The organism is Tolypothrix sp. FACHB-123, assembly GCF_014697075.1.
Lineage (GTDB): Bacteria > Cyanobacteriota > Cyanobacteriia > Cyanobacteriales > Nostocaceae > Aulosira.
The window spans coordinates 100,156-121,036 of the sequence record NZ_JACJRE010000011.1; the positions used below are offsets into that span (position 1 = coordinate 100,156).

Consider the following 20,881-nt stretch of genomic DNA (forward strand, 5'->3'; position numbering starts at 1 on the left):
TCTGGTATGATACCTTTAATTACCGTTGTTGCTGGGCCTGTTGGCTGTGGAAAAACCACTTGGATTGAGCAACAGTTGAGATTACAACAGAGAGACAAAGTATTGTATTTTAGTCCAGGTACGGGGGCTGTTCCAATAGATCAAACTCGCCTTGCGGCTGAATTTCCCACGGTGAAGGTTTTTAATGATAGCGAAAGAGTTGAGTTTTTGAATCAACTAGTCTTAGCTGATGCGGTTTATCTAGAATTGGGGTTTTACTTGGAATTAAGCGCAGTTACCCAGATTTTAGATAATTTACATTATCAGGCGATCGCAATTCTACCCCCAAACCTACAAGATTCAGAATGGCATGAATGGGCTAACAAAATTATACCAGGAACAAATATCTCCAATACTGCAACACAAGCTAGACTCTGGCGCGCGTCAAGCACTGGCGAAGTTTTGGATGAAAGCAGTTTAGAAGAGTTTTGGTATGAACTGACACATGGTGCTTATGGTCAAGTCACCCGTGCAAAAGGCATTTTTAATATTGCAGATGGGCGGTATTTATATGCAGATTATGTTGCTGATGTTTCCACAAAAGATTTTCTAGAATTAGACTTACCTCGTCATTTAGAAGGGAGACCACAACGTTTTAGTGGGATAGAAGTTTTTGCTCAAGACTTAGATGAAGGTACTGTAGCTCAAACATTGGGAGATTGCTGTCTATCTGACATGGCAATTTTAAATTACCAAGAACAAACTAAACAATTACTGGCAGAGGAAATAGAAGCGTGAAAATAGCGGTAATATCATGTATTCATGGTAACTATGAAGCCTTAGATGCTGTTTTATTAGATATAGAAAAACACAAAGTTGAGCAAATTTATTGTGTTGGTGATTTAGTCGGATATGGCCCCCATCCAAATGCAGTTGTAGCACAAATTCGTTCTTTAGATATTCCCACTTGTGCTGGTTGTTGGGATGACGATATTGTGGAAGGCTTGAACGCTTGTGAGTGCAGTTATCCCTCATTATTAGCTGAGAAACGCGGACATTTAGCTCATGAGTGGACTAACAAAGAAATTCATCCAGAAAACCGCGAATTTCTTGCCCAATTACCTTACAGTTTGCGTTACGAAAACCTAGTTTTTGTACATGGGAGTCCTCACAGTAATCATGAATATTTATTACCAGAACTTGATGCTTTTGTGGCGTTAGAAAGGGTACTATCTGTCAATGCAGATGTGCTATTTTGCGGTCATACTCATGTCCCTTATATCCGCAATTTGGATGCAGGTAAATTACAAATTTGCGTCCAAACTGAAGGCGAAAAAGCCCAAGACAAGAGTTTTAATACATCCTTAAAACGAATTATTAATGTTGGTTCAGTAGGAGAACCAAGACATGGGCGACCCAATGCAACTTATATAATTTATGACACAGATACTCAAGCCGTAATCTTGCGTGAAGTCCCTTACGATTATCAAAAAACTTGTGCGGCGATTATTGAAAAAGGGTTACCAGCAATTTTTGCTTGGCGTTTAGCGCGGGGTTTAGAGTTTGCGGAACGAGCTGACGACCCGACCCATGTGTGTACGCGGTGAGGGGGATAAGGGAAGGGAAGGGGGACAAGGGAAGGAGGACAAGGGAAGGAGGACAAGGGGGACAAGTAATTTAAAATCTAAAATCTAAAATCTAAAATTGTATGAAATGGGCTATTTTGAGTGGAATTGAGGGTAATTTGGCGGCTTATGAGGCTGTGATGGCTGATATTAAACGTCAAAGTCGGTTAATAGAGGCGTTGTATATTCTGGGTGATTTAGTCGGGCCGACAGCAGAATCGGAACAGTTGGTAGAACGGGTGCGTAAACCTCGCCGTGGTGAGTTAGCACCTCTGGTTTGTAAGGGATGGTGGGAGGAACAATGTTTGATTTTGCATGGTTTGGCTGGGACGGGAGAACCTACGGAGTTAATGGCTAAATATGGTGGAGATACAGCCAAATTACTTTGGGATAGTGTTTCTCGCCAAACTATTCAATGGATGAGAAACTTGGATTTTGGTTTTTTTGAACTGGATTGTTTGCTAATTCACGGAACAACGGTATCTGTAGAGGAGGAATTGACACCAGATACTTCTCCGATTGTAATGTGCGATCGCCTGTCACGAATACAAGCCCATAATTTATTCTGTGGTCGTTCTGGTTTAGCTTTTCAATACGAGTTACAAGCAGGTTCCATCACCACAGGGGTTACTACCCTTGATAATTCCCCTGTTTCCCAAACTGTCAACATTACCCCCAGCCAAGTTATAGGTGTAGGTAATGTCGGACGCAATCCAGGGAAAGCCATCTACACTCTCTACAATTCCAGCACCAACATCGTGGAATTTAAAACTATCCGCTATGGTGTTAGTAAGGGGTTTGATAGAACTTTTCACACTACAAAAGGTAGTGCACATTAACCCCCATAAAAAAAGGAGCCAACTTGTGGCTCCTCAATCAACAACAGGTTTTGAAAACTTGATTACTTCACAGTTACCTTACCGCCAGCTTCTTCGATGCGCTTCTTAGCATCTTCAGCAGCTTCCTTAGCAATACCTTCCTTAACCGGCTTGGGTGCAGCTTCCACCAAATCTTTGGCTTCTTTCAAACCTAAACCAGTGATTTCACGAACAATCTTCAGTACAGCAATCTTCTTGTCAGCAGGTACAGATTCGAGAATTACGTCAAATTCGGTCTTCTCTTCAACTGCTTCAGCAGCAGGTGCAGCACCAGGAGCTGCCATCATCATCATACCGCCAGCAGGTGCAGCTGCACTGACGCCAAAAGCTTCTTCGATTTGCTTAACTAATTCAGCAGCTTCTAGCAAGGTCAAAGATTTCAACTGTTCTAAAATGTTATCGGTTGTAGCAGACATCGATATAACTCCTATGATGTTTGATTTAGTTATTTGTCAATAGTCAATAGTCAATGGTCAATAGTTAAAAACCACTTTACTTTGGACTGTGACTGCGACGCACTGAGTGCAGTCGAAGTGTTGACTGTCTATTCGCCAGCACTATCGGCACTATCGCCTTTCTCTGCATCAGCAACTGCTTGCAATGCACGCGCCAGTGAACCAGGAACTTCGTTGATACCCACAGCAATCTTGGTAGCCAAAGCGTTGATGGCTCCAGCAATTTGACCCATGAGTTGTTCCTTAGATGGCAAGTCTCCTAGAGCCTTAACATCAGGTTCTTTCAGCAAGCGACCTTCCATTACACCACCACGAAGTTCTGTCTTCTTGGTGGCTTTTTGGAAATCTTGGTAAGCCTTAATCGCTGAAGAGAAATCTTCTTTAACTAGCAAAAAGGCAGAAGACCCATTGAGCAGTTCTGACAGTGGTTGCCATTGCTCTTGATCTTGAATGGCAATACCCATCAGGGTGTTCTTTGTCACCTTACACACAGTACCGCTGGGACGCAGCCGCCGCCGTAAGTCTGTGATTTCAGCAACAGTTAACCCCTGATAATTAATTACCAGTGCCAGAGTTGACTGACTCAAAGTTTCTTTGAGGTCAGCTACTATTTCTTGTTTATTTTCTAGCGTTCTACCCATCTTTATTTCACCTCCTAAGGCAAAATCATCGATTTTCCCTACTTTTGCGTTTTGTTTTGACCAACCGAAACAATAAACCCCAGCTGTGACAGCCGGGGTTTATTAGCAAGTCTCTTGCTGCCATAGTCATCACACTATCACTAGCGGTACTTGAGGCAATTTAGAGCTGCAACCTCGGCAGGATATTAAGCCTTAGGCCCCTGCTGTCTTTGGCTGTGTTTATTTAATTGGGCATTGCGCATTGGGCATTGGGCTTTGATTTCCTAGCCCCTAATCTCTAGACCCTATTATGCTGCTTCGGTCAGTTTCAAATCCCGTAGGGCACCGATATCGACTTTAATAGAGGGCCCCATTGTGGAAGACACATACACTGTGCGCCAATAACGACCTTTGGCTCCTGAAGGACGGTTACGGTCAATTGTCTCTTGCAACGCCTTCAGGTTGACTAACAAATCTTCTGGCGAGAACGATGCCTTACCAAACATAACATGGACGATGCCTGTTCTGTCAGCCCGGAATTCTAATTTACCAGCTTTGAATTCTGCGATCGCACTGGCTACATCAAATGTCACGGTACCACCTTTGGGTGATGGCATCAAGCCTCTAGGCCCAAGCAATTTACCCAGCTTCGCTACCTGTGGCATGACATCTGGTGTCGCAATTAGCTTGTCAAAGTCCATTCTGCCTTTTTGGATCTCGTCAATCAGCTCTTCTGAACCAACGACATCCGCACCAGCAGTACTTGCTTCGTTAACTTTTTCACCCCTAGCAATTACTGCCACACGTACTTCTTGTCCTGTACCTTTGGGCAGTGCTACAGTTGTCCGCAATTGTTGGTCTGTATACTTTGGATCTATCCCTAAGCGAATGTGCGCTTCCGCAGCTTCGGGAAATTTTGCTGTTGCTGTTTCTTTCAGCAGCGCTAGCGCCTCTAAAGGTGCGTAATCTCTATCTTCTACTTTGTCTTGCAATGCCTGCAAGCGCCGTGATATTTTTTTTCCCATTCTTCTCTCCTGGGGTACTTCCGAAGCTTCGCCTCTCCCCCGATAAATTTTTGTCAATTGTCAGTTGTCAGTTGTCAGTTGTATTTTCTTCTACTCATGACCAATGACTAATGACTAGTCTGCTATAGTTACGCCCATATTCTTGGCAGTACCTTCCACAATCTTCATCGCCGCTTCGATATCGTTGGCGTTGAGGTCGGGTAGTTTAGTTTGAGCTATTTCTTGTAATTGCGCTCTGGTAATGTTCCCAACTTTCTTTTTGTTGGGTTCATTGGAGCCACGCTCGATTTTCGCTGCCTTGCGAATTAGTACTGATGCGGGTGGGGTTTTAAGTACAAATGTAAAACTCCGGTCTTCATAAACCGAGATTTCTACAGGAATTACCATCCCAGCTTGGTCTGCTGTTTTGGCATTGTACTCTTTGCAGAACATCATGATGTTGACGCCATGCTGACCCAAAGCTGGGCCTACTGGCGGTGCTGGGTTGGCTTTTCCAGCATTCAGGGCCAATTTAATGACCGCTACTACTTTCTTTGCCATTTTTATTTAGCTCTGTTTCTCTACCTGATTAAATTCCAACTCTACTGGTGTATCTCGTCCAAAAATCGATAGCAAGGCTTTGAGCTTACTCCGTTCGGGAGAAACTTCAATCACCTCGCCTTCAAAGTCTTTAAACGGCCCAGAAAGCACAACTATCTTATCACCAGTCGCCATATCAATTTTCAGAACTGGCTCCTGTTCGCTGGTTTGTTTGAAGATGCGCTCAACTTCTGAATGACCTAGGGGTACTGGCTTAACGTGACCGCGACCTTTACCAGTGCCGCGTTTTTGTTCTGCTCCCACAAAATTAATTACATGGGAAGTGTTGCGCACTACCTGCCAAGTATCATCATTCATCACCATACGCACCAATACATAACCAGGGAATACTTTTTCCTCTGTTGTTTGGCGACTGCCATCTTTACGGATTTTCACCGCTGGCGTGTGCGGAATCTCGACTTGGATAATTTTATCAGCCACATCAAAAGTTTGAATGCGCTGTTCCAAGTTTGTCTTGACACGTTTTTCACAGCCTGAGGCTACTTGCACCGCATACCACCGTGCTTCTTTGAGCGCTGCTTCTGCGGCTTCCTCTGACTGCAACGTCTGGTCATGTGGTTCGTCTGTTGCAAAAGTCATCAGAACACCTGTTTTGCTGCCCACCCAAACAATCCATCGACCAAATAGATCAAAGATGCGGATAATGTCACCATCAATAAAACAGCTGCTGATTCGCTCACCAGTTGTTTCCGACTAGGCCAGACAACTTTCTCAAGTTCTTCTTTGGTTCCTTGAAAAAAGTTAGCTAAGGCTGACCCATTTGTGTTTTCTGGGATTTCCGCTTCATTTTTTTTGGCCACAGCCGTTTATCCCCCCGTTGTCTCTAGAGCTAGAAGCTACTAATTTTGATTCAGGTTTACAGCTTGAGTCAATCCCAACTTAAATCTGGAAGCAAAAAAGCTGCAAAATAATTATACCCGAAATCACAACTACTAGCTGCTATATTAGCAGCTGTATTGATATTTCGGGCTGTGTTTTTTGCTTTTGAGCGCGCCCTGGAGGACTTGAACCCCCGACATCAGGTTTTGGAGACCTGCGTTCTACCAACTGAACTAAGAGCGCACAAGCTGTCTTTGAGTCAGTTATTGCGTTGAACTTATTTATTTAGTTTAACGCAATTCCGGATCTAATCATACCTTACTTTTATCTGGAACGCAAGTGAGCGGCAGATGCCGCTTTTTGATGCTCACTTCTCCCATACTTCGTATACTTCGTAATTATAAATTACAAAGCGCGATCGAAGCGTTGCTTGATCCGAGTGGCTTTACCAACACGTTGACGGAGATAGTAAAGTTTAGCACGACGTACTTTACCACGGCGCATGACTTTAATACTATCAATCCGGGGAGAATGTAGCAGGAATACCCGCTCAACGCCTACCCCTTGAAATACCCGACGGACTGTAATTGTCTCGTTGATACCACCATTACGTTTGGCAATGACTACGCCTTCATAAGGTTGGACGCGGTATTTCTCGCCTTCTTTAATCTTGACACCGACTTTAACTGTATCGCCCACATAAATATCGGGCAGATTAGATTTTAGCTGTTCCCCTTCAATGGAACGGATGATTTCTTGAGCGTTCATTGCCTATCTGCTTTAAAAAACTCACGATCATCAATCATAAATCTATTCCAGCCTGAGAGTCCAGTAGTTGGCAATGGATGATTTTTTCTTTTGTTAATAGTACAGATAACAATTATTACATAAATGTTATAACTGATTAAATTATACAAAAGTGATATAAGTTACATGGTTTTACTCGTAATTAAGCGATTGACAAAGTGAGGAAATGACGAATAAGCAAGATATTAGTAGTGATATTTCTTCTACTGACCACTGACCACTGACTATTAATTATTGACAAAATTATGAAATTTAGTGTCGTTATAACTACTTATAATCGCTTAAATTTACTCAAACGAGCCATTGCATCAGCTCTCAACCAAACTATTCCTTGTGAGGTTGTGGTTGCTGATGACTGCTCCTCTGATGAAACTGAAAATTATGTTAAAAGCTTAGGTAACTCTATTGTTTATCATCGGAATACAGTAAATCAAGGTCATGCAGCAACGGTAAATGCTGGTGTGGAAAAAGCTAGCGGCGAATGGATCAAGTTTTTAGATGATGATGATTATCTCGCGCCTAATTGTCTAGAAGAAATGGCAAAGGCTATTTCACTCCATCCTACAGCAGTTATTTGTTCTTGTATTGCGGCTCAAGTAGATAGTAATGGTGTAGAAATTAGCCGTACCCCAAAATTTGGTACAGGGTTAGCTTTATCTATTCCCCAAGCTGATATTCATTACGGTATGCTTTTGGAATTGGTACCTTTTGGTACACCAGTGCAAGTAGCTTGCTCGCGGAATGCGTTTTTACAATCTGGTGGCTGGGATTCTCAACTTGATGCGAATTGTGATGACATTGATTCTTGGATTCGGATTGCGCAGTTTGGCGATGCTATATTCCTAAATCAAAGTCTTGCTTACCGGACAATTTGGCCTGGTGCTTATAATCAAAAATTTTCTCTGTTTAAACGCTTAGAGACAAATATTTTGATGAAAGAAAAGATTTATGCTTTCATCGATCAAAAGCATCGCTCCCATGTACCTAAGCTGGAGAATACGAAAAATTATCTCATACTACATTGGTCTATCGTGGCTTTGAAGCAGAGACAGCTAAAGGTATTTTTCTCGATGGTATATCCAGCGATTTTTTCGCCTATGGCTTGGTGGATGTTGTTAACTGCTGTCGTATCGCGGCGTTTAAATCGTTCTAATTCTCGTTTGCAAAAGTTGGTGTTAGGGACTAGGGGCTAGGGGCTAGGTGTGAGAAGAGAGATTTTCTGATAATGGCTGTCTTGGCTAACTTCTTACCTCTGTGTCTCTGTCTTTTCGCTGTGTCCTCTGTGGTTAAATCAATTATTTGAACCGCAGAGGACGCAGAGCGCGCAGAGAGAATATTAGCAATTAGTGAGATTTAGGAGAATTTTTTCCGCAATAAACGCAACCGCATGATAATTGGTTTTGTCCAGCGCCAATCAAGAATATCGTGGAGTAGTGTATAGAAGCAGGGAATGATAAACAGGGTCAATACTGTTGCTAAAGACAAACCAGAAAATACTACTACTCCTAATGGTTGCAAAAATTCTGAACCTTCGCCAATGCCTAAGGCTAGGGGAAACATACCCAAGACGGTGGTAATTGTTGTCATTAATACTGGACGCAAGCGTTGGGGTGCTGCTTTTAAAATTGCTGTTTTGCGGTCAACTTCTTCCCGTTCGAGTATTTGGTTTGCTAGTTCTACCATGATGATGGCGTTGTTAACTACAATACCTACTAGCAACACAGCACCTACTATCACAGTCGCACCAATGGCTGTTTTGGTGATGTAAAGTCCGAAAATACCCCCAGCTAACGCTAAGGGAATGGTAAACATAATTACTAACGGGTCAATGAGAGAATTGTATTGTACCGCCATCACCACAAATACTAAAAAGCTAGCTAATCCGCCTAATAGCTGTAATGAACTTTGAAGTTGTCGATTAGATTCAGCAGCTGTACTTGGTAATAAACTAACGCCCTCAGGTAAATCTATGCTATCGACTACAGTATTAACTTGGGCAAGAGCGTCACTTAGGCTAGCTCCTTCGGCTAAGTTTCCGGCTATTAAGAATACCTGACGTTGATTAATGCGTTGTACTTCTCCAGGTGCTTGAGCTTCTACGATTTTGGCAACATCTCGCAAGCGAATTTGGCGATTATTATCGACAAATAAAGGTAGCCTTTCTAATTGGGAAGGTGCTTGTACTGATGTTTCATTTAACTGTACGCGAACATCTACTAAGCGGTTACCGCGTTGTAGTTGAGTGGGTACGCTACCTTCAAGGGCTGTTTGAATGGTGTCGCCAATGTCTTGAGTTGTCAGTCCTAAAGCTGCGACTCGTTCCCAGTCGGGAAGAATTTGAATTTCTGGTTGACGGTCGTCTGCATCAGGACGAAATCTTGCAAGGGTGGCTTGCTCTTCTAAGGCGGCTAATACTTGACGACCAGCTTGTTCTAAGGTTTCTGTGTTATTTCCCTGAAGAATTAAATCAATGTCAGCACCTCTGATAGGTGAGTTGTTGAGAATTAAACCTCGGACTTGACCGGGGGAAAGGCGCAGGCGAATTCCAACTAAATTCAGCTTGTTAAATTGCTGGGTAACTCTTTCTACAAAAGCTTCTACATTAGTACCCGGTTTGAGGGTAATGTTACTAGTACCGCGTAGGGGATTAGCATTAGTAGTGTTACCAAAGAGCGCACCTCCAATTGTGGTGAATACATATTCGGTTTCTGGTTGACTGTGGAGAATTTTGTTCACCGCATTCATGACTTTTTGATTGGTTTCTAGAGGAGTACCGGGGGGAAATTGAGCATTTAAGTTGGCTTGTCCGGTGTTGATGCGGGGGAGAATTTCTTGGGGAATTTGTGGAGCCATCCACAAACTACCACCACCAAAAAACAGCAGTGCTAAAGCGACTGCAACTAACCGCCAGCGCAATATACCCGCTAAAAACCGAGCATATCCGCCTGTAGCTGCATCAAATCTGCGGTTAAATTGTTTGAGTAGCCAAAATTCGCTCAATCTACTGGAAAATCGCCATCCCAACATCCGCGAAGAGAGCATGGGGACAACGGTAATGGCGATTAAAATTGAAGCGGCGACGGAAAAGCTAATGGTGAGAATTAATTCATTGAATAGTAAGGCGATAAAGCCACCGATGAGCAAAAACGGTAACACCGCCACTAAGTTGGTACTGGTGGAAGCAATCAGGGCTGATTCTACTTCTTGGCTACTTTGTTCGGCTTGGGAAATGAGTTGACTTTGACTTAAGCGGGTTTTGTTATCTTTACCCGGAGTCATTCCCGCACCTTCGGCGATGTTCTCCAACATAACGATGGAGTTATCGACGACAATACCGACACCAAGGGCTAAACCACCTAAACTAAAAACGTTGAGGGATAAACCAAAGATTCCCATTAAGATAATTGCGGCGAGAGTAGCTAGGGGAATAGCAATGACGATGATAAATGTTTGTCTGAGGGAACCAAGAAAGAGTAAAACTGCGATCGCAGCCAATGCTGTCCCGATCAAACCAGAACTGGTAACATTGGAAATAGAATTACGGATAAACCGCGATTCATCTAGGGTAGATGTCAAAATTGTCCCTTCGGGAATCACCCCAGATTGGCGCAGTTCTTCTAAACGTTTTTTCACACCATCAACAACGTCAATGGTATTCGCATCTGGTTGCTTTTGAATACTGACTTTAACCGCTTCTTCCCCATTCAAAAGAACATAAACCCGTTGTAGTTCTGAGCCATCAATAATTTCGGCAAAGTCCCGCAAGTAAACGCGGCGTGCTGGAATTGTGGTTTGGGAATTGCTGGCTGAGTTAGCCGGATTTGAAGCTACCTCAAAAGATAAATTTCTCAGTTCCTGAGCATTTTTGAACCTTCCCACAGTCCGGGTTAAGGGTTCGGAATTTTGCCCTAAAATCCGACCGCCAGAGACATCGACGTTACGGTCTCTCAGCTCATCTAAGACATCGGTTAAACCTACACCTAAGGCTTGTAACCTGTCTAAATCAATATTCACCCTAACTTCTTCTTGTACGCCCCCCGATACATCTACCCCGGCGACTCCGGGAACTACACCGAGTTCGCGAGCTAATTCTTCTTCGGCGAAAACCCGCAAATCCACACCCGCTAAGGATGGTGAGGTTAACGCCAACTCATACACTGGTAATTGAGAAGGATCGACTTTAAATAAGCGCGGTTCTTCAATGGTATCCGGTAAGGTGCTTCTGGCTCTGTTAAAAGCTGCTGTTGCATCATTCAAGGCTTGGTCAATATTTCCCCCCGGTTGGAAGAACAAATCTAAGCTGACTTGTCCCTCACGAGTTTGGGAAAAAACCTGTAATACTCCCTCTGTGGCGGAAAAGGCTTCTTCTAGGGGCTTGGTGACTTCATCAACCGCGACTTCTGGAGAAACACCGGGAGCTTGTATCCGCACCCCAATCCGAGGATAGGTAATTGATGGTAGTAAATCTACTGGCAGCTTGATGATAAAAAATACACCTAAAACTATCACTGCCAGGGTAAGCATGAGTGTGCCAATGTGTTGGCGGATGGAGATAGCGCTGATACTAAAACCGCTACTTTGTTTGACCTGTTGCATCTTTCTGTTTGATTATTCAAAAATTACTGTTTATTCCCTTTCGGGGTTGACTGAGATTTTTCTGAAATAATTGAAAGACGCACGGCGTCCCCATCTTTTAGTGGTCTCCCACTGCGCACAACATAGCTTTCTCCTGGTTGTAACCCAGATAAAATTTCGACTTTCGCATCAGCCCTTTTTCCGAGAGTGACAGAACGGGCTGTTACTTTGGCTTTCCCTTCAGTATTTGTAATGATAAACAAAGTACCTGTTTGCTCATCAGACTCTTGTTTACTTACTGTGGCTTGGGAAGCAGCTTGATTTCTAGCGACTTTCTGAATTGCTGTTTGCGGTACTACTACTCGCTGTGCGGCTTGAGTAGCAAAATTAACTCTTGCTAACAATCCACTACCAATTTTGCTTTCGCTGTTGGGAATGACTACTTCTACCGGGATTAACCTAGCTGTCGCATCCGCTGCGGGGGAAATGCGGGCGACTCTCCCCACTAATGTTTGGTCGGGAAAGGCATCTAAACTAACTTCTACAGATTGCCCAACCCGGATTTGTGCAAGTTCTAATTCGGAAACTTGGACGATGACTTTGACACGATTAAAGTCGGCAATTTTTAATACTTCGCCGCCTGCTTGCAGTAGGTTACCTGGTTCTGTCACTTTCTCAGTAATTACACCAGTGATGGGAGATGTTATGCGGGTATAGGAACGGCGTTCCTTAGCCTGGGCAACTACAGCTTTTTGGGCAGTTACTCGACCTTGGGCGGCGGCGACTGCTTGCTGTTCAGTGCGTACTTGCTCGGTGGCAGACCGTAAGGCTTGGGCGGCTGTTTGGGCTTCGGTGCGGGCTTGTTGGGCTGTTTGCTCGGCGATCGCGCCTTGTTCAACTAGTTGCTGTTGGCGTTGGGAATCGGCTTGAGCTTGTACTAATTGCAACCTAGCACTTTCTACTTGGGCGCGGGCATTACTTACTTGATTTGTAGCTCTAGCTACTTCTGATTCCAGGGAGGCTAATTCTGCTTCTGCTTGCTTGAGGTCTGTTAACAGCAGGACATCATCTAATTGTCCGATGTTTTGCCCTTGTCTAACTCGATCGCCAACATCGACATTTAAGCCTAATAATCGCCCTTCAACTTGCGATCGCAGTGACACTGTACGGTAGGGAATGGTACTACCAGTATACTCTGGTTGTGTTTGCAGACTTTCTGTGCGGGCGATCGCTACATCTACAGGTGTAGCCCCACCCCCTTGTCTACCTGCACCAGGCCCTTGAGATTGAGCATCGGCTGATTCTTTAGGAGATGAAGCACAACTCGTTGTCATCAAGCTCAAGCCCAGGAAGCAAGCGATAACTAACCTAGATCTTTGCTTATGTTCTTGATGAGTTTTGTGATGTAACCGAGAGTTAATTATTTGGGATGCAGCTATAGTATTTGGCATGTTAAAGAGTTTGTGCGGCTTATTTCCGTCCAAAAAAATCATTGATTTCCTCACAGGGCGGCGCTGGCTGAAAACAGCCGTCTACAAAGACAAAAGCAGATAAATTCTCTTTGCTGTACTGCTGTCACCAATTCTTTGTAAATTTGCATTGAATCAGCTTTTTCCCTGAGGGGTTGAAGCTAGATCTCAAGCCTGCATTTTGCAGAAGGAAGAATTAGTTGTAGACAGTGCCAGAGAATTTAATGGTACTGAACTCCTCATGTAAATTTAGTATACGTATTTTTAGCATTTCTAAGATCTGCCGCAAGATATAAGACAAAGCGAGATGATCAAAGTAATTATTTAATTTTTGGCTTCTATCCCCAGGCAGAAAGAAAGTAAAAATTTGGTTGTTTAGCATTGTAGCCAAACTATCAGTAATAGTTTCAATATCTAGTTTAGATTAAAAATAGTAAAGAAATTTGGTATTAGGGACAGATGTAATGTAGAGAGTTTCCGAGCCAAAATATCTATACTATCTATATTATTTGTGCTGAGGAAGGAAAGCAGTGAAATCACCACTCAAACTGACAAAAACCACTGAAGAATCACAGATTGCAGAATTTTTTCAGGAATCAGTGGGTAAGTGGCGATCGGAACGGCGTTATTACACCCTATCATCAGGAACTATCAAAGAAATAGTCAGTGCGATCGCAATTCGGTTTTTAGAGCCGGGATGCGAAGAACTGCAAAAGCTAGCGCAATTACACGAATTACCAGATGCAGTCAGTTTGGTATGTGGTACAGAAGTCACCTGGGATAGTACAGATGTAGTCACAGGTAAGCAAGAATCTCAAGGTTCCACGTTATTTGGTGCATTAGGAAATATTTTGTATCGCGATCGCGGTTTCGCCACATCTAAACCAATCACCGCCGAATATTATTTACCCAATCCCAAAATATTATGTTTGCGCACAGAGTACAATGGCTCTGTATTTGAGGAAGAATTAAAGCTCATCGGTACTAAATACCGTACTCGCCAGACGATTATCTCTCGTGCTGGCGAACAGTTGATGATTGGTCAGTATTTAGAGAAGAGATTAGGGTGAAGGTAGGAAGGTAGGAAGGGGGACAAGGAGGACAAGGAATTTTAGATTTTAGATTTTAGATTTTAGATTCAAACCCAATCCAAAAGACGCTCGCGGACTCGCTAACGCTGCGCTATCGCAAATCCAAAATCCAAAATTGAATTGCCCAATGCCCTATGCCCTAATTACGCATTCACCACTTCGCCGCCGTTGGGGTGGAGAATTTGACCGGACATATAAGAAGAGTCATCGGATGCCAGAAATACATAACTAGGTGCGACTTCTTCCGGTTGTCCGGCGCGCTGCATTGGTACTTGAGTGCCAAAGCTCTTGACTTTTTCCTCTGGGAAAGTAGAAGGAATTAGGGGAGTCCAAATCGGGCCAGGAGCTACACCATTCACCCGAATTCCTTTCTCTACCAGAGATTGGGAGAGAGAACGGGTAAAAGCCACAATCGCCCCTTTCGTTGCTGAGTAATCGAGCAGTTGGGGGCTACCTTTGTAAGCAGTCACAGAGGTAGTGTTGATAATTACGCTACCTTTTTTGAGGTGGGGTAAAGCGGCTTTGGTGAGAAAAAACATACTAAAGATATTGGTGCGGAAAGTTCGCTCCAATTGTTCAGCTGTAATATTTTCAATACTTTCTTGGGGATGCTGTTCGGCGGCGTTGTTCACCAAAATATCCAAGTGTCCCAACTCCTTGACAACTTGCTGCACAGCTTGTTGATCGAATTGTTCGTCACCAATATCACCTGCAATTGTTAAGCAACGTCTGCCTTCTTTTTCTACCAGGCGTTTTGTCTCTTCCGCGTCTTTATGCTCATTTTTATACATAATCGCCACATCTGCGCCTTCTTTGGCATAGAAAATAGCAACAGATTTACCAATACCGCTATCACCGCCAGTAATTAAAGCTACTTTACCTTGTAATTTGCCACTTCCCCGGTATTTGGAATCATCAGACTGAGGTTTGGGCGTCATTTGCGCCTCAGTACCAGGAGCATTTTGCTGTTGCGGTGGTTGTAGTTCTTTGGCTTGAGTCATAAACTTGCTTCTCCACAGTAATCTATTGGTTGCGTGTTTTGGAAAGGCGATCGCATTTCAAAGGATGTTGTCAAAGCCTCAATCTTTTCCCAACACCCTTTTTGGCGTTTCCTTACTTCACAACACTGTGACTCAACTTTAGAAAACTAAGATAATTACTTTCTCTTTCATTGGTAAGGAAAGTCTATATATATAGGGTAGATTTGTGTGCTGCTATTAATGTGGTAAATATAACAGTTATCGGTTGAATCCAATACGTTCCTGAGGACAAGGCAATGCCCCTACAAGGGCTGAAAGATTAAGGAATCGTTGTGAAACCTTGGCAAGACTGACTTAAGAATTTCCTTAGGCATCTTTTTACCAAAAAATATGAGCATTTTGCTAATTTTAAGCGCAAAATAACCTTAATTTAAAATATTAAGCGGATAAATATATCCCAGGTTTTTGTAATCAAGTCGAATAATATGCGCTTATCAATTATTCTCAGTGCAGGATGCTTAATACTACTCGGTCTCAACGTACCAGTAATGTCTCAAACTCCCATAGAGATAGCACAATCACCAGTACGTAGTAACTTGAATCAACGGAAATTACAATTTAATCGCCGTTTATGGGAGAAGCAAAATATTGTTAACTATCGCTATACATTTAGTAATGGTTGCTTTTGCATCCCCGACGCTAGAGGCCCAGTAGTCATTGAAGTCCGGAACGGTAAAACAAGATCCATAACTTCTGTAGAGACAGGCTTACGAGTTACTAATCCGGAGTATTTTGAAAATTACAATACTATTCCTAAACTGTTTAATGTGATTCAAGATGCGATCGCTCGTCAAGCCTTCAGCCTAGATGTGAACTATTCTGCAAGATACGGTTACCCGACTCAAATTAATATCGATTACAACGCTCAGATAGCTGATGAAGAACTATATCTGACAATTGAGAATTTTCAAGTACTTCGCTAAATTCTCAAAGCTCAAGCAGCTTACAGTTGTTGACCGTTGACTGTTAACCGTCAACAGTCAACGGTCAACTGTTAACTGTCAACAATTAAACAACAGGATAACCAGCAGCAGCCAACGCTTCCCTAATAGCGGTTTCCGAGGCTTGAGTATCAACACTCACCAATTTTGTTTTAGGATCTGCCTGAATATTAGCATTGGCATCGATGGCTTTAAGTGCATTGGTAATAGTGTTTGCACAAGCAGAACAAGCCATGTTAGGAACAGTGAGTTTTAGTGTCATAAGTTTAAAATCATTGAGGAGAAAATCGATCGAGATCAAGCTTGATACCATTGCTGCATTTGCTGAATTTCAGCAGTTTGCGATTCGATAATAGCTTGAGTCAAACAAATAATTTGTGAGTGAGTAGCTATATTTCAAGCCATCCTCGACATCATCACAGCTATTGAGTGACGCTATTCAGGCGTATCAGTCAAAAATCCTTGACTCAGATTCACCTGACATTCATCCTAAATTCTCCATCCGACTGGAGAGTCCAGTAGGTTTACAAGTTTTTTTGCCAAAGTTCATATTTATTCACAACCTTGTTCTCCTTTGAGACAGTTATTTTCGTCTCGAAGATGGCTATTTTCTTCCTTTAGCTGTTTGATTTGTGCTTGTTGTTCCTCTATCAAGGACTTTATAAATTGCAAATCCCTCAAAGCGTGGGCTAGAGAGGGATTTTGGGTATTGGGTATTAGTTTTTTTGACTCCTAGGTTAAATTACTTGCTTTATCGACTGCTTTCTTTAACTCTTCAAAGGTAATACTACCGTCTTCGTCTAAACCATACCGTACTAGTAACTCCTGGGGGCTACTGGTATTTGTTTCTGATGAGATGATTGCACTTAAGCCAGGACTTAAAAAAAGCTCATGAATGGAGACTTTGCCGTCTTGATCGCGGTCTAAGGTATTAAAAAGAGATTGAAGCTCTTGCTCAGTTGCCATAATTTTGTATCTGAATTAACTTTTCAATTTAATATCTCAAAATTAAATAAACTTATATCCTTAGACATATAAACGGGTATCGCTAGGCTTAGATCAAAAGATATGGCGAGTGAGATTAACCTGCTTTTGTGACTTTAAACAGAGGAAAAGTGGAAATCAGGGTGAGTCTGGAAAATAAAAATTGGGCTTGTGAGGCTATAAAGAATTGCCTTGGAACTACCTCTACATAATGATTATAGCGATGCAATGAACAGTGCCATGCCCTGACGATTATCTGTACCTCACCAACTTGCAATCTGCTGTCAAAGACGATCGCATATTCCCAGATTATCAGGACATGCGATCGCATTATAGTTAACAAAGGTAAGCTTACAAAGACAAGCCAGTGGTAATCCGCTGCATTGCTTCTTCTACATTTTCTCGGCTATTAAATGCAGAGATGCGGAAGTAACCTTCGCCAGCTGCACCAAAGCCTGAACCAGGAGTACCGACAACGTTGACGTTATGCAGTAATTTATCAAAGAATTCCCAACTCGATAAACCATTGGGAGTTTTCACCCAAACATAAGGTGCATTGACACCGCCATAAACTGACAATCCGGCGGCTGTGAGCTTCTCCCGGATAATTTTAGCGTTTTCTAAGTAAAAACTGACTAATCCTTTGATTTGCGCCTGTCCTTCTGGAGAGTACACAGCTTCCGCACCGCGCTGCACAATGTAAGATACGCCATTAAACTTGGTAGATTGGCGACGATTCCACAACTTCCATAGTTCCACATCGGAACCATCAGCAGCTTTGGCTGTCAAAGTTTTGGGAACAACAGTTAAGGCGCAACGAGTTCCGGTAAACCCTGCATTCTTGGAGAAAGAACGAAACTCAATCGCCACATCCTTTGCACCTTCGATTTCATAAATTGAATGGGGAATTGTGGGGTCGGTGATGTAAGCTTCGTAAGCCGCATCAAAGAAAATAATTGAGTTATTCGCCTTTGCATAGTCTACCCAAGCTTTCAGGTGTTCCTTACTTGCAGTTGCACCAGTGGGGTTATTGGGAAAGCAAAGATAAATTAAATCGACTTTCTCTTTCGGTATCTCTGCGGTGAAGTTATTTTCAGCAGTAATGGGGAGATAAACTAAGCCAGCAAACTCGCCTTTGTCGTTAGCGACACCTGTGTTACCTGCCATGACGTTAGTATCTACGTAGACAGGATAAACCGGATCGGTAACTGCGATCGCATTATCATGACCAAAAATTTCTAAAATATTCCCGGTATCGCACTTAGAACCATCAGAAATAAAAATTTCCTCTGCGTCGATATCCGCACCCCTGGCTTGGAAATCTTGCGCCGCAATCTTTTCTCTTAACCAAGCATAACCTTGTTCGGGGCCGTAGCCTTTAAAAGAAGCGCGATCGCCCATTTCCTCTACAGCCTTAATCATCGCTGTGCGACAAGCTTCAGGTAGAGGTTCTGTGACATCGCCAATCCCCAACCTAATAATTTTCGCATCAGGATTGGCTTGGGCAAAGGCATTTACCCGCCGCGCAATTTCGGGAAATAGGTAACCTGCTTTCAGCTTCAGGTAGTTGTCGTTAATGGTTGCCATAGTAGATTGAGAGAAATGCCATCCAACAAGCTTACTGCTAACAGATTACAAATTATAAAGTTTTGCGGTAATTCCCGAATCTTGCACAGCAAATGACATCATCACAAGGGTAATTTTAGTGATGAAGGTTGTAATTATAATTTTTTTAGTTGGAAGTCCCTAATTATTTACTTCCGAAGGCTCATCTGCTGACTTCTCGCTTTTCTGTGAAGGAGTTTCACTACTAGAATTTTGTTTTACCTCTTGGGTAGGTACTACTACAGGAGCGGGTGCAGAACCTTTGGATTCTACTGGTGCTGGTGGGACGACTACAGGATTGGACTGTTTTTCTGATTTTGGTGGAGCAGCATTCTGCGGAACTGAAGGTGAATTATTTGCTGGTGATGGTGAAGGGTTAGCTTTACGAGAACGAGATGAGCGAATTGCGCGTAATGTTTCCACCAGAGAAGGAGAGGGGGAAACTTGAGGTACAGGTGAGGATTGTTCGGACTTTGGTGTGGGTGATGATTCTTCTTGAGAACGCTGATTGCGCCTAGTACTAGTAGATTCTTCTTGATAAACACGGCGATTGCGTCTGCGCCGTGAGGAAGTGGAAACTGATGTAGTTTCGCTAGCAGAAGTGGCTTGCGCTTCTTTAGTGCTATCGGGTGTAGAGTTAACGACGGGTGTTTGCGGGCTGGGACTTGCTTCAATGGTGGGTTGGGAAAACAGCTCCTTTTCTGGTGAGTTTGGCTGAGATTTTGGCAGCATACTAGTAATACCAAAACCTGCGGTAGCGGCTACAACCGCAACGCTTGTACCAATAAATACTTTAGATTTTGCTAGTTTTTGAGCCGCCAATTTGGCATTATTGATGACTGATGATGGATCGATATATTTTTTGGTAGTTCTTGTAAAAAATTCGTCTTGTTCTTGCAGCGATAAATTAATAGTGGCGACTGTGTGAGTTGGTATGGATTGGGGTACAGTATTAACTCCCTCACCTGGTAGCAGTTTTAACCATTCGGTAACCGTCGCTGGACGAAAGCGAGATTCTACCGCCATACCCCGCATCACTGCTTGATTGACAGCAGCGCTGAGATGGGGCTGAAGTTCGCGGGGCGTTGGCATTTGTTCGCGATCGCGTAATAATGCTGGCATGGGCACTTGGGCTGTCAACAATGCATATAATGTAGCTGCCAAGCCATACACGTCTGTGGCGGGCGTACGCGGTGCTTGGGTGAGATACTGTTCGATGGGGGAATAGCCTTCCGAAACCATCCCCGTGTGTGTTTGCCTCACACCACCATTAAATTCGCGCGCTATGCCAAAATCAATTAGTACTACTTCCTGAGTGCCTTGGCGCAAAATAATATTATCCGGTTTCACATCTCGATGGAGTAAACCGTTATTATGTACAACTTGCAATGCTGCGCCAATTTGCCTGATGTAATGGATAGCGGTGGCTTCTGGTAAGGGTATCCCTGGTAAGACAAATGCATCGCCCAAGGTATCACCGGGAATGTACTCCATCACCATGTAAGGCAGCCCAGCTTCGACAAAAAAGTCGCTTACCCGCACAATATTAGGGTGGATACAAGTAGCTAATCTTCTGGCCTCATCTTGGAATTGGCGCTCGAACTTAGCAAAATCAGGATGTTGTCGCAGCCGTTCATTAATGGTTTTAATCACTACTTCCTGACCCAAGTAATGATGCGTAGCTTTGAACGTAATCCCAAAGCCACCACGTCCGATTTCTTGATTTAGGGTATATTTGCCACCCTGTAAAGTTGTACCTGCTAACATAGAGATTTTTGCGTTTTGAGTCCTTAGTCCGAAGTGAGCAGATAAGTACTGAGTCCTGAGTTTTAAAGTACTTCCGAAGAAATAGCTTCCCCCCTCAGTGGGAAAACCTCCCTATTATCGCAACAGTTTTGTCTTTTTCATAATACATTGCCATTTGCCTGAGCGACCTTAAAGGTATGGTGAGGCTGATAAGAACTTATTATGGCAAAACTGAGAGACAGTTCTGCTCAGTGACTGGATTCAGAATAGGCGATCGCATTAAATTTTCCCTAAAAGATTAGGACTTACGCACAGTCTACACATTCTTCTCCCCTTCAAAGACGCTGCGCATTGGCGGAAGCCTCTCGCAGAGAATAAATTTATTGGCTCTGTATCCTTTTTATTTTCGGTAAATTTACATTCAAAAAATATATGTAGGGTAGGCATTGTCCAGAAAAATTTTGGTCTAGTGGACAGTGCCTAAACTTTACTAAATTTTACTTCAATCATAAATCAATATGATTGAGATACTTCTTATGACATTTTTAGACTCACCAAAAGACAGAGAAATGTAATTTTAATAGTTACTAATATTTAAATTAATAAAGGTATTAATCAAATT

Annotated in this window: 20 protein-coding genes, 1 tRNA gene and 1 other annotated feature; of the genes, 6 read left to right on the forward strand and 15 right to left on the reverse strand. The window is 43.0% G+C overall.

Going from position 1 to position 20,881, the window contains the following annotated elements:
- Nucleotides 1-6 precede the first annotated feature (6 nt).
- The 3 genes from H6G41_RS10300 (at nucleotide 7) to H6G41_RS10310 (ending at nucleotide 2,443) form a co-directional block, all read left to right on the forward strand.
- On the forward strand, nucleotides 7-777 hold the full coding sequence (locus tag H6G41_RS10300) for a GTP-binding protein (protein WP_190746104.1): 771 nt from the start codon (nucleotides 7-9) through the stop codon (nucleotides 775-777).
- Nucleotides 774-1,586: a metallophosphoesterase gene (locus tag H6G41_RS10305; protein ID WP_190746105.1), complete on the forward strand. Its 813-nt coding sequence runs from the start codon at nucleotides 774-776 to the stop codon at nucleotides 1,584-1,586. The genes H6G41_RS10300 and H6G41_RS10305 overlap by 4 nt, the downstream gene beginning before the upstream one ends.
- Before the next feature lie 101 nt (nucleotides 1,587-1,687).
- Nucleotides 1,688-2,443 (forward strand): metallophosphatase, encoded by a 756-nt coding sequence (locus H6G41_RS10310; protein WP_190746106.1) that lies wholly within the window; start codon nucleotides 1,688-1,690, stop codon nucleotides 2,441-2,443.
- A 62-nt stretch (nucleotides 2,444-2,505) separates the two neighbouring features.
- Here the strand turns inward: H6G41_RS10310 and rplL are convergent, their stop codons facing one another.
- The 8 genes from rplL to rplS form a co-directional block, all read right to left on the reverse strand.
- Nucleotides 2,506-2,898: a 50S ribosomal protein L7/L12 gene (rplL, locus tag H6G41_RS10315; protein ID WP_190544063.1), complete on the reverse strand. Its 393-nt coding sequence runs from the start codon at nucleotides 2,896-2,898 to the stop codon at nucleotides 2,506-2,508.
- Between the two features lie 128 nt (nucleotides 2,899-3,026).
- Nucleotides 3,027-3,578 (reverse strand): 50S ribosomal protein L10, encoded by a 552-nt coding sequence (gene rplJ / locus H6G41_RS10320; RefSeq protein WP_190746107.1) that lies wholly within the window; start codon nucleotides 3,576-3,578, stop codon nucleotides 3,027-3,029.
- Between the two features lie 62 nt (nucleotides 3,579-3,640).
- Nucleotides 3,641-3,809 (reverse strand) — a sequence feature (ribosomal protein L10 leader region).
- A 56-nt stretch (nucleotides 3,810-3,865) separates the two neighbouring features.
- Nucleotides 3,866-4,582: a 50S ribosomal protein L1 gene (gene rplA / locus H6G41_RS10325; RefSeq protein WP_190746153.1), complete on the reverse strand. Its 717-nt coding sequence runs from the start codon at nucleotides 4,580-4,582 to the stop codon at nucleotides 3,866-3,868.
- A 114-nt stretch (nucleotides 4,583-4,696) separates the two neighbouring features.
- Complete coding sequence (rplK, locus tag H6G41_RS10330; RefSeq protein WP_190746108.1) at nucleotides 4,697-5,122, reverse strand: 50S ribosomal protein L11; 426 nt, start codon at nucleotides 5,120-5,122, stop codon at nucleotides 4,697-4,699.
- 6 nt (nucleotides 5,123-5,128) lie between these two features.
- Nucleotides 5,129-5,761 (reverse strand): transcription termination/antitermination protein NusG, encoded by a 633-nt coding sequence (gene nusG / locus H6G41_RS10335; protein WP_096646274.1) that lies wholly within the window; start codon nucleotides 5,759-5,761, stop codon nucleotides 5,129-5,131.
- Entirely contained in the window at nucleotides 5,761-5,982 is a 222-nt protein-coding gene (gene secE, locus H6G41_RS10340; RefSeq protein WP_096598575.1) for a preprotein translocase subunit SecE, read from the reverse strand. The genes nusG and secE overlap by 1 nt, the downstream gene beginning before the upstream one ends.
- Before the next feature lie 189 nt (nucleotides 5,983-6,171).
- Nucleotides 6,172-6,244: transfer RNA gene (locus H6G41_RS10345), tRNA-Trp, on the reverse strand.
- Between the two features lie 162 nt (nucleotides 6,245-6,406).
- The gene (rplS, locus tag H6G41_RS10350; protein ID WP_190633811.1) at nucleotides 6,407-6,769 is read right to left on the reverse strand and encodes a 50S ribosomal protein L19; all 363 of its coding nucleotides are present in this window, start codon (nucleotides 6,767-6,769) and stop codon (nucleotides 6,407-6,409) included.
- A gap of 284 nt (nucleotides 6,770-7,053) precedes the next feature.
- Here rplS and H6G41_RS10355 point away from each other — a divergent pair, with 284 nt between their 5' ends.
- Complete coding sequence (locus tag H6G41_RS10355; RefSeq protein WP_190746109.1) at nucleotides 7,054-8,001, forward strand: glycosyltransferase family 2 protein; 948 nt, start codon at nucleotides 7,054-7,056, stop codon at nucleotides 7,999-8,001.
- A gap of 160 nt (nucleotides 8,002-8,161) precedes the next feature.
- On the opposite strand, the gene H6G41_RS10360 is transcribed toward H6G41_RS10355, so the two are convergent.
- Nucleotides 8,162-11,404, reverse strand: a complete 3,243-nt coding sequence (locus tag H6G41_RS10360) for an efflux RND transporter permease subunit (RefSeq protein WP_190746110.1) — start codon at nucleotides 11,402-11,404, stop codon at nucleotides 8,162-8,164.
- Between the two features lie 23 nt (nucleotides 11,405-11,427).
- Complete coding sequence (locus H6G41_RS10365; RefSeq protein WP_190746111.1) at nucleotides 11,428-12,834, reverse strand: efflux RND transporter periplasmic adaptor subunit; 1,407 nt, start codon at nucleotides 12,832-12,834, stop codon at nucleotides 11,428-11,430.
- A gap of 548 nt (nucleotides 12,835-13,382) precedes the next feature.
- Here H6G41_RS10365 and H6G41_RS10370 point away from each other — a divergent pair.
- On the forward strand, nucleotides 13,383-13,922 hold the full coding sequence (locus H6G41_RS10370; RefSeq protein WP_190746112.1) for a phycobiliprotein lyase: 540 nt from the start codon (nucleotides 13,383-13,385) through the stop codon (nucleotides 13,920-13,922).
- Nucleotides 13,923-14,086: 164 nt separating this feature from the next.
- Here H6G41_RS10370 and H6G41_RS10375 read toward each other — a convergent pair whose 3' ends face one another.
- Nucleotides 14,087-14,944, reverse strand: coding sequence for an SDR family oxidoreductase (locus H6G41_RS10375; RefSeq protein ID WP_190746113.1), 858 nt, complete (start codon nucleotides 14,942-14,944; stop codon nucleotides 14,087-14,089).
- Nucleotides 14,945-15,408: 464 nt separating this feature from the next.
- On the opposite strand from H6G41_RS10375, the gene H6G41_RS10380 reads away from it, so the two are divergent.
- On the forward strand, nucleotides 15,409-15,906 hold the full coding sequence (locus H6G41_RS10380; protein ID WP_190746114.1) for a DUF6174 domain-containing protein: 498 nt from the start codon (nucleotides 15,409-15,411) through the stop codon (nucleotides 15,904-15,906).
- Nucleotides 15,907-15,991: 85 nt separating this feature from the next.
- Here H6G41_RS10380 and H6G41_RS10385 read toward each other — a convergent pair whose 3' ends face one another.
- The 4 genes from H6G41_RS10385 to H6G41_RS10405 all read right to left on the reverse strand — a co-directional run bounded on the left by H6G41_RS10385 (nucleotide 15,992) and on the right by H6G41_RS10405 (nucleotide 20,280).
- On the reverse strand, nucleotides 15,992-16,186 hold the full coding sequence (locus H6G41_RS10385) for a heavy-metal-associated domain-containing protein (RefSeq protein ID WP_190746115.1): 195 nt from the start codon (nucleotides 16,184-16,186) through the stop codon (nucleotides 15,992-15,994).
- 470 nt (nucleotides 16,187-16,656) lie between these two features.
- Nucleotides 16,657-16,890 (reverse strand): EF-hand domain-containing protein, encoded by a 234-nt coding sequence (locus tag H6G41_RS10395; RefSeq protein ID WP_190746116.1) that lies wholly within the window; start codon nucleotides 16,888-16,890, stop codon nucleotides 16,657-16,659.
- A gap of 369 nt (nucleotides 16,891-17,259) precedes the next feature.
- Nucleotides 17,260-18,495, reverse strand: coding sequence for an LL-diaminopimelate aminotransferase (locus tag H6G41_RS10400; RefSeq protein ID WP_190746117.1), 1,236 nt, complete (start codon nucleotides 18,493-18,495; stop codon nucleotides 17,260-17,262).
- A 159-nt stretch (nucleotides 18,496-18,654) separates the two neighbouring features.
- Nucleotides 18,655-20,280, reverse strand: a complete 1,626-nt coding sequence (locus H6G41_RS10405; protein WP_190746118.1) for a serine/threonine-protein kinase — start codon at nucleotides 20,278-20,280, stop codon at nucleotides 18,655-18,657.
- Between the last annotated feature and the right edge of the window lie 601 nt (nucleotides 20,281-20,881).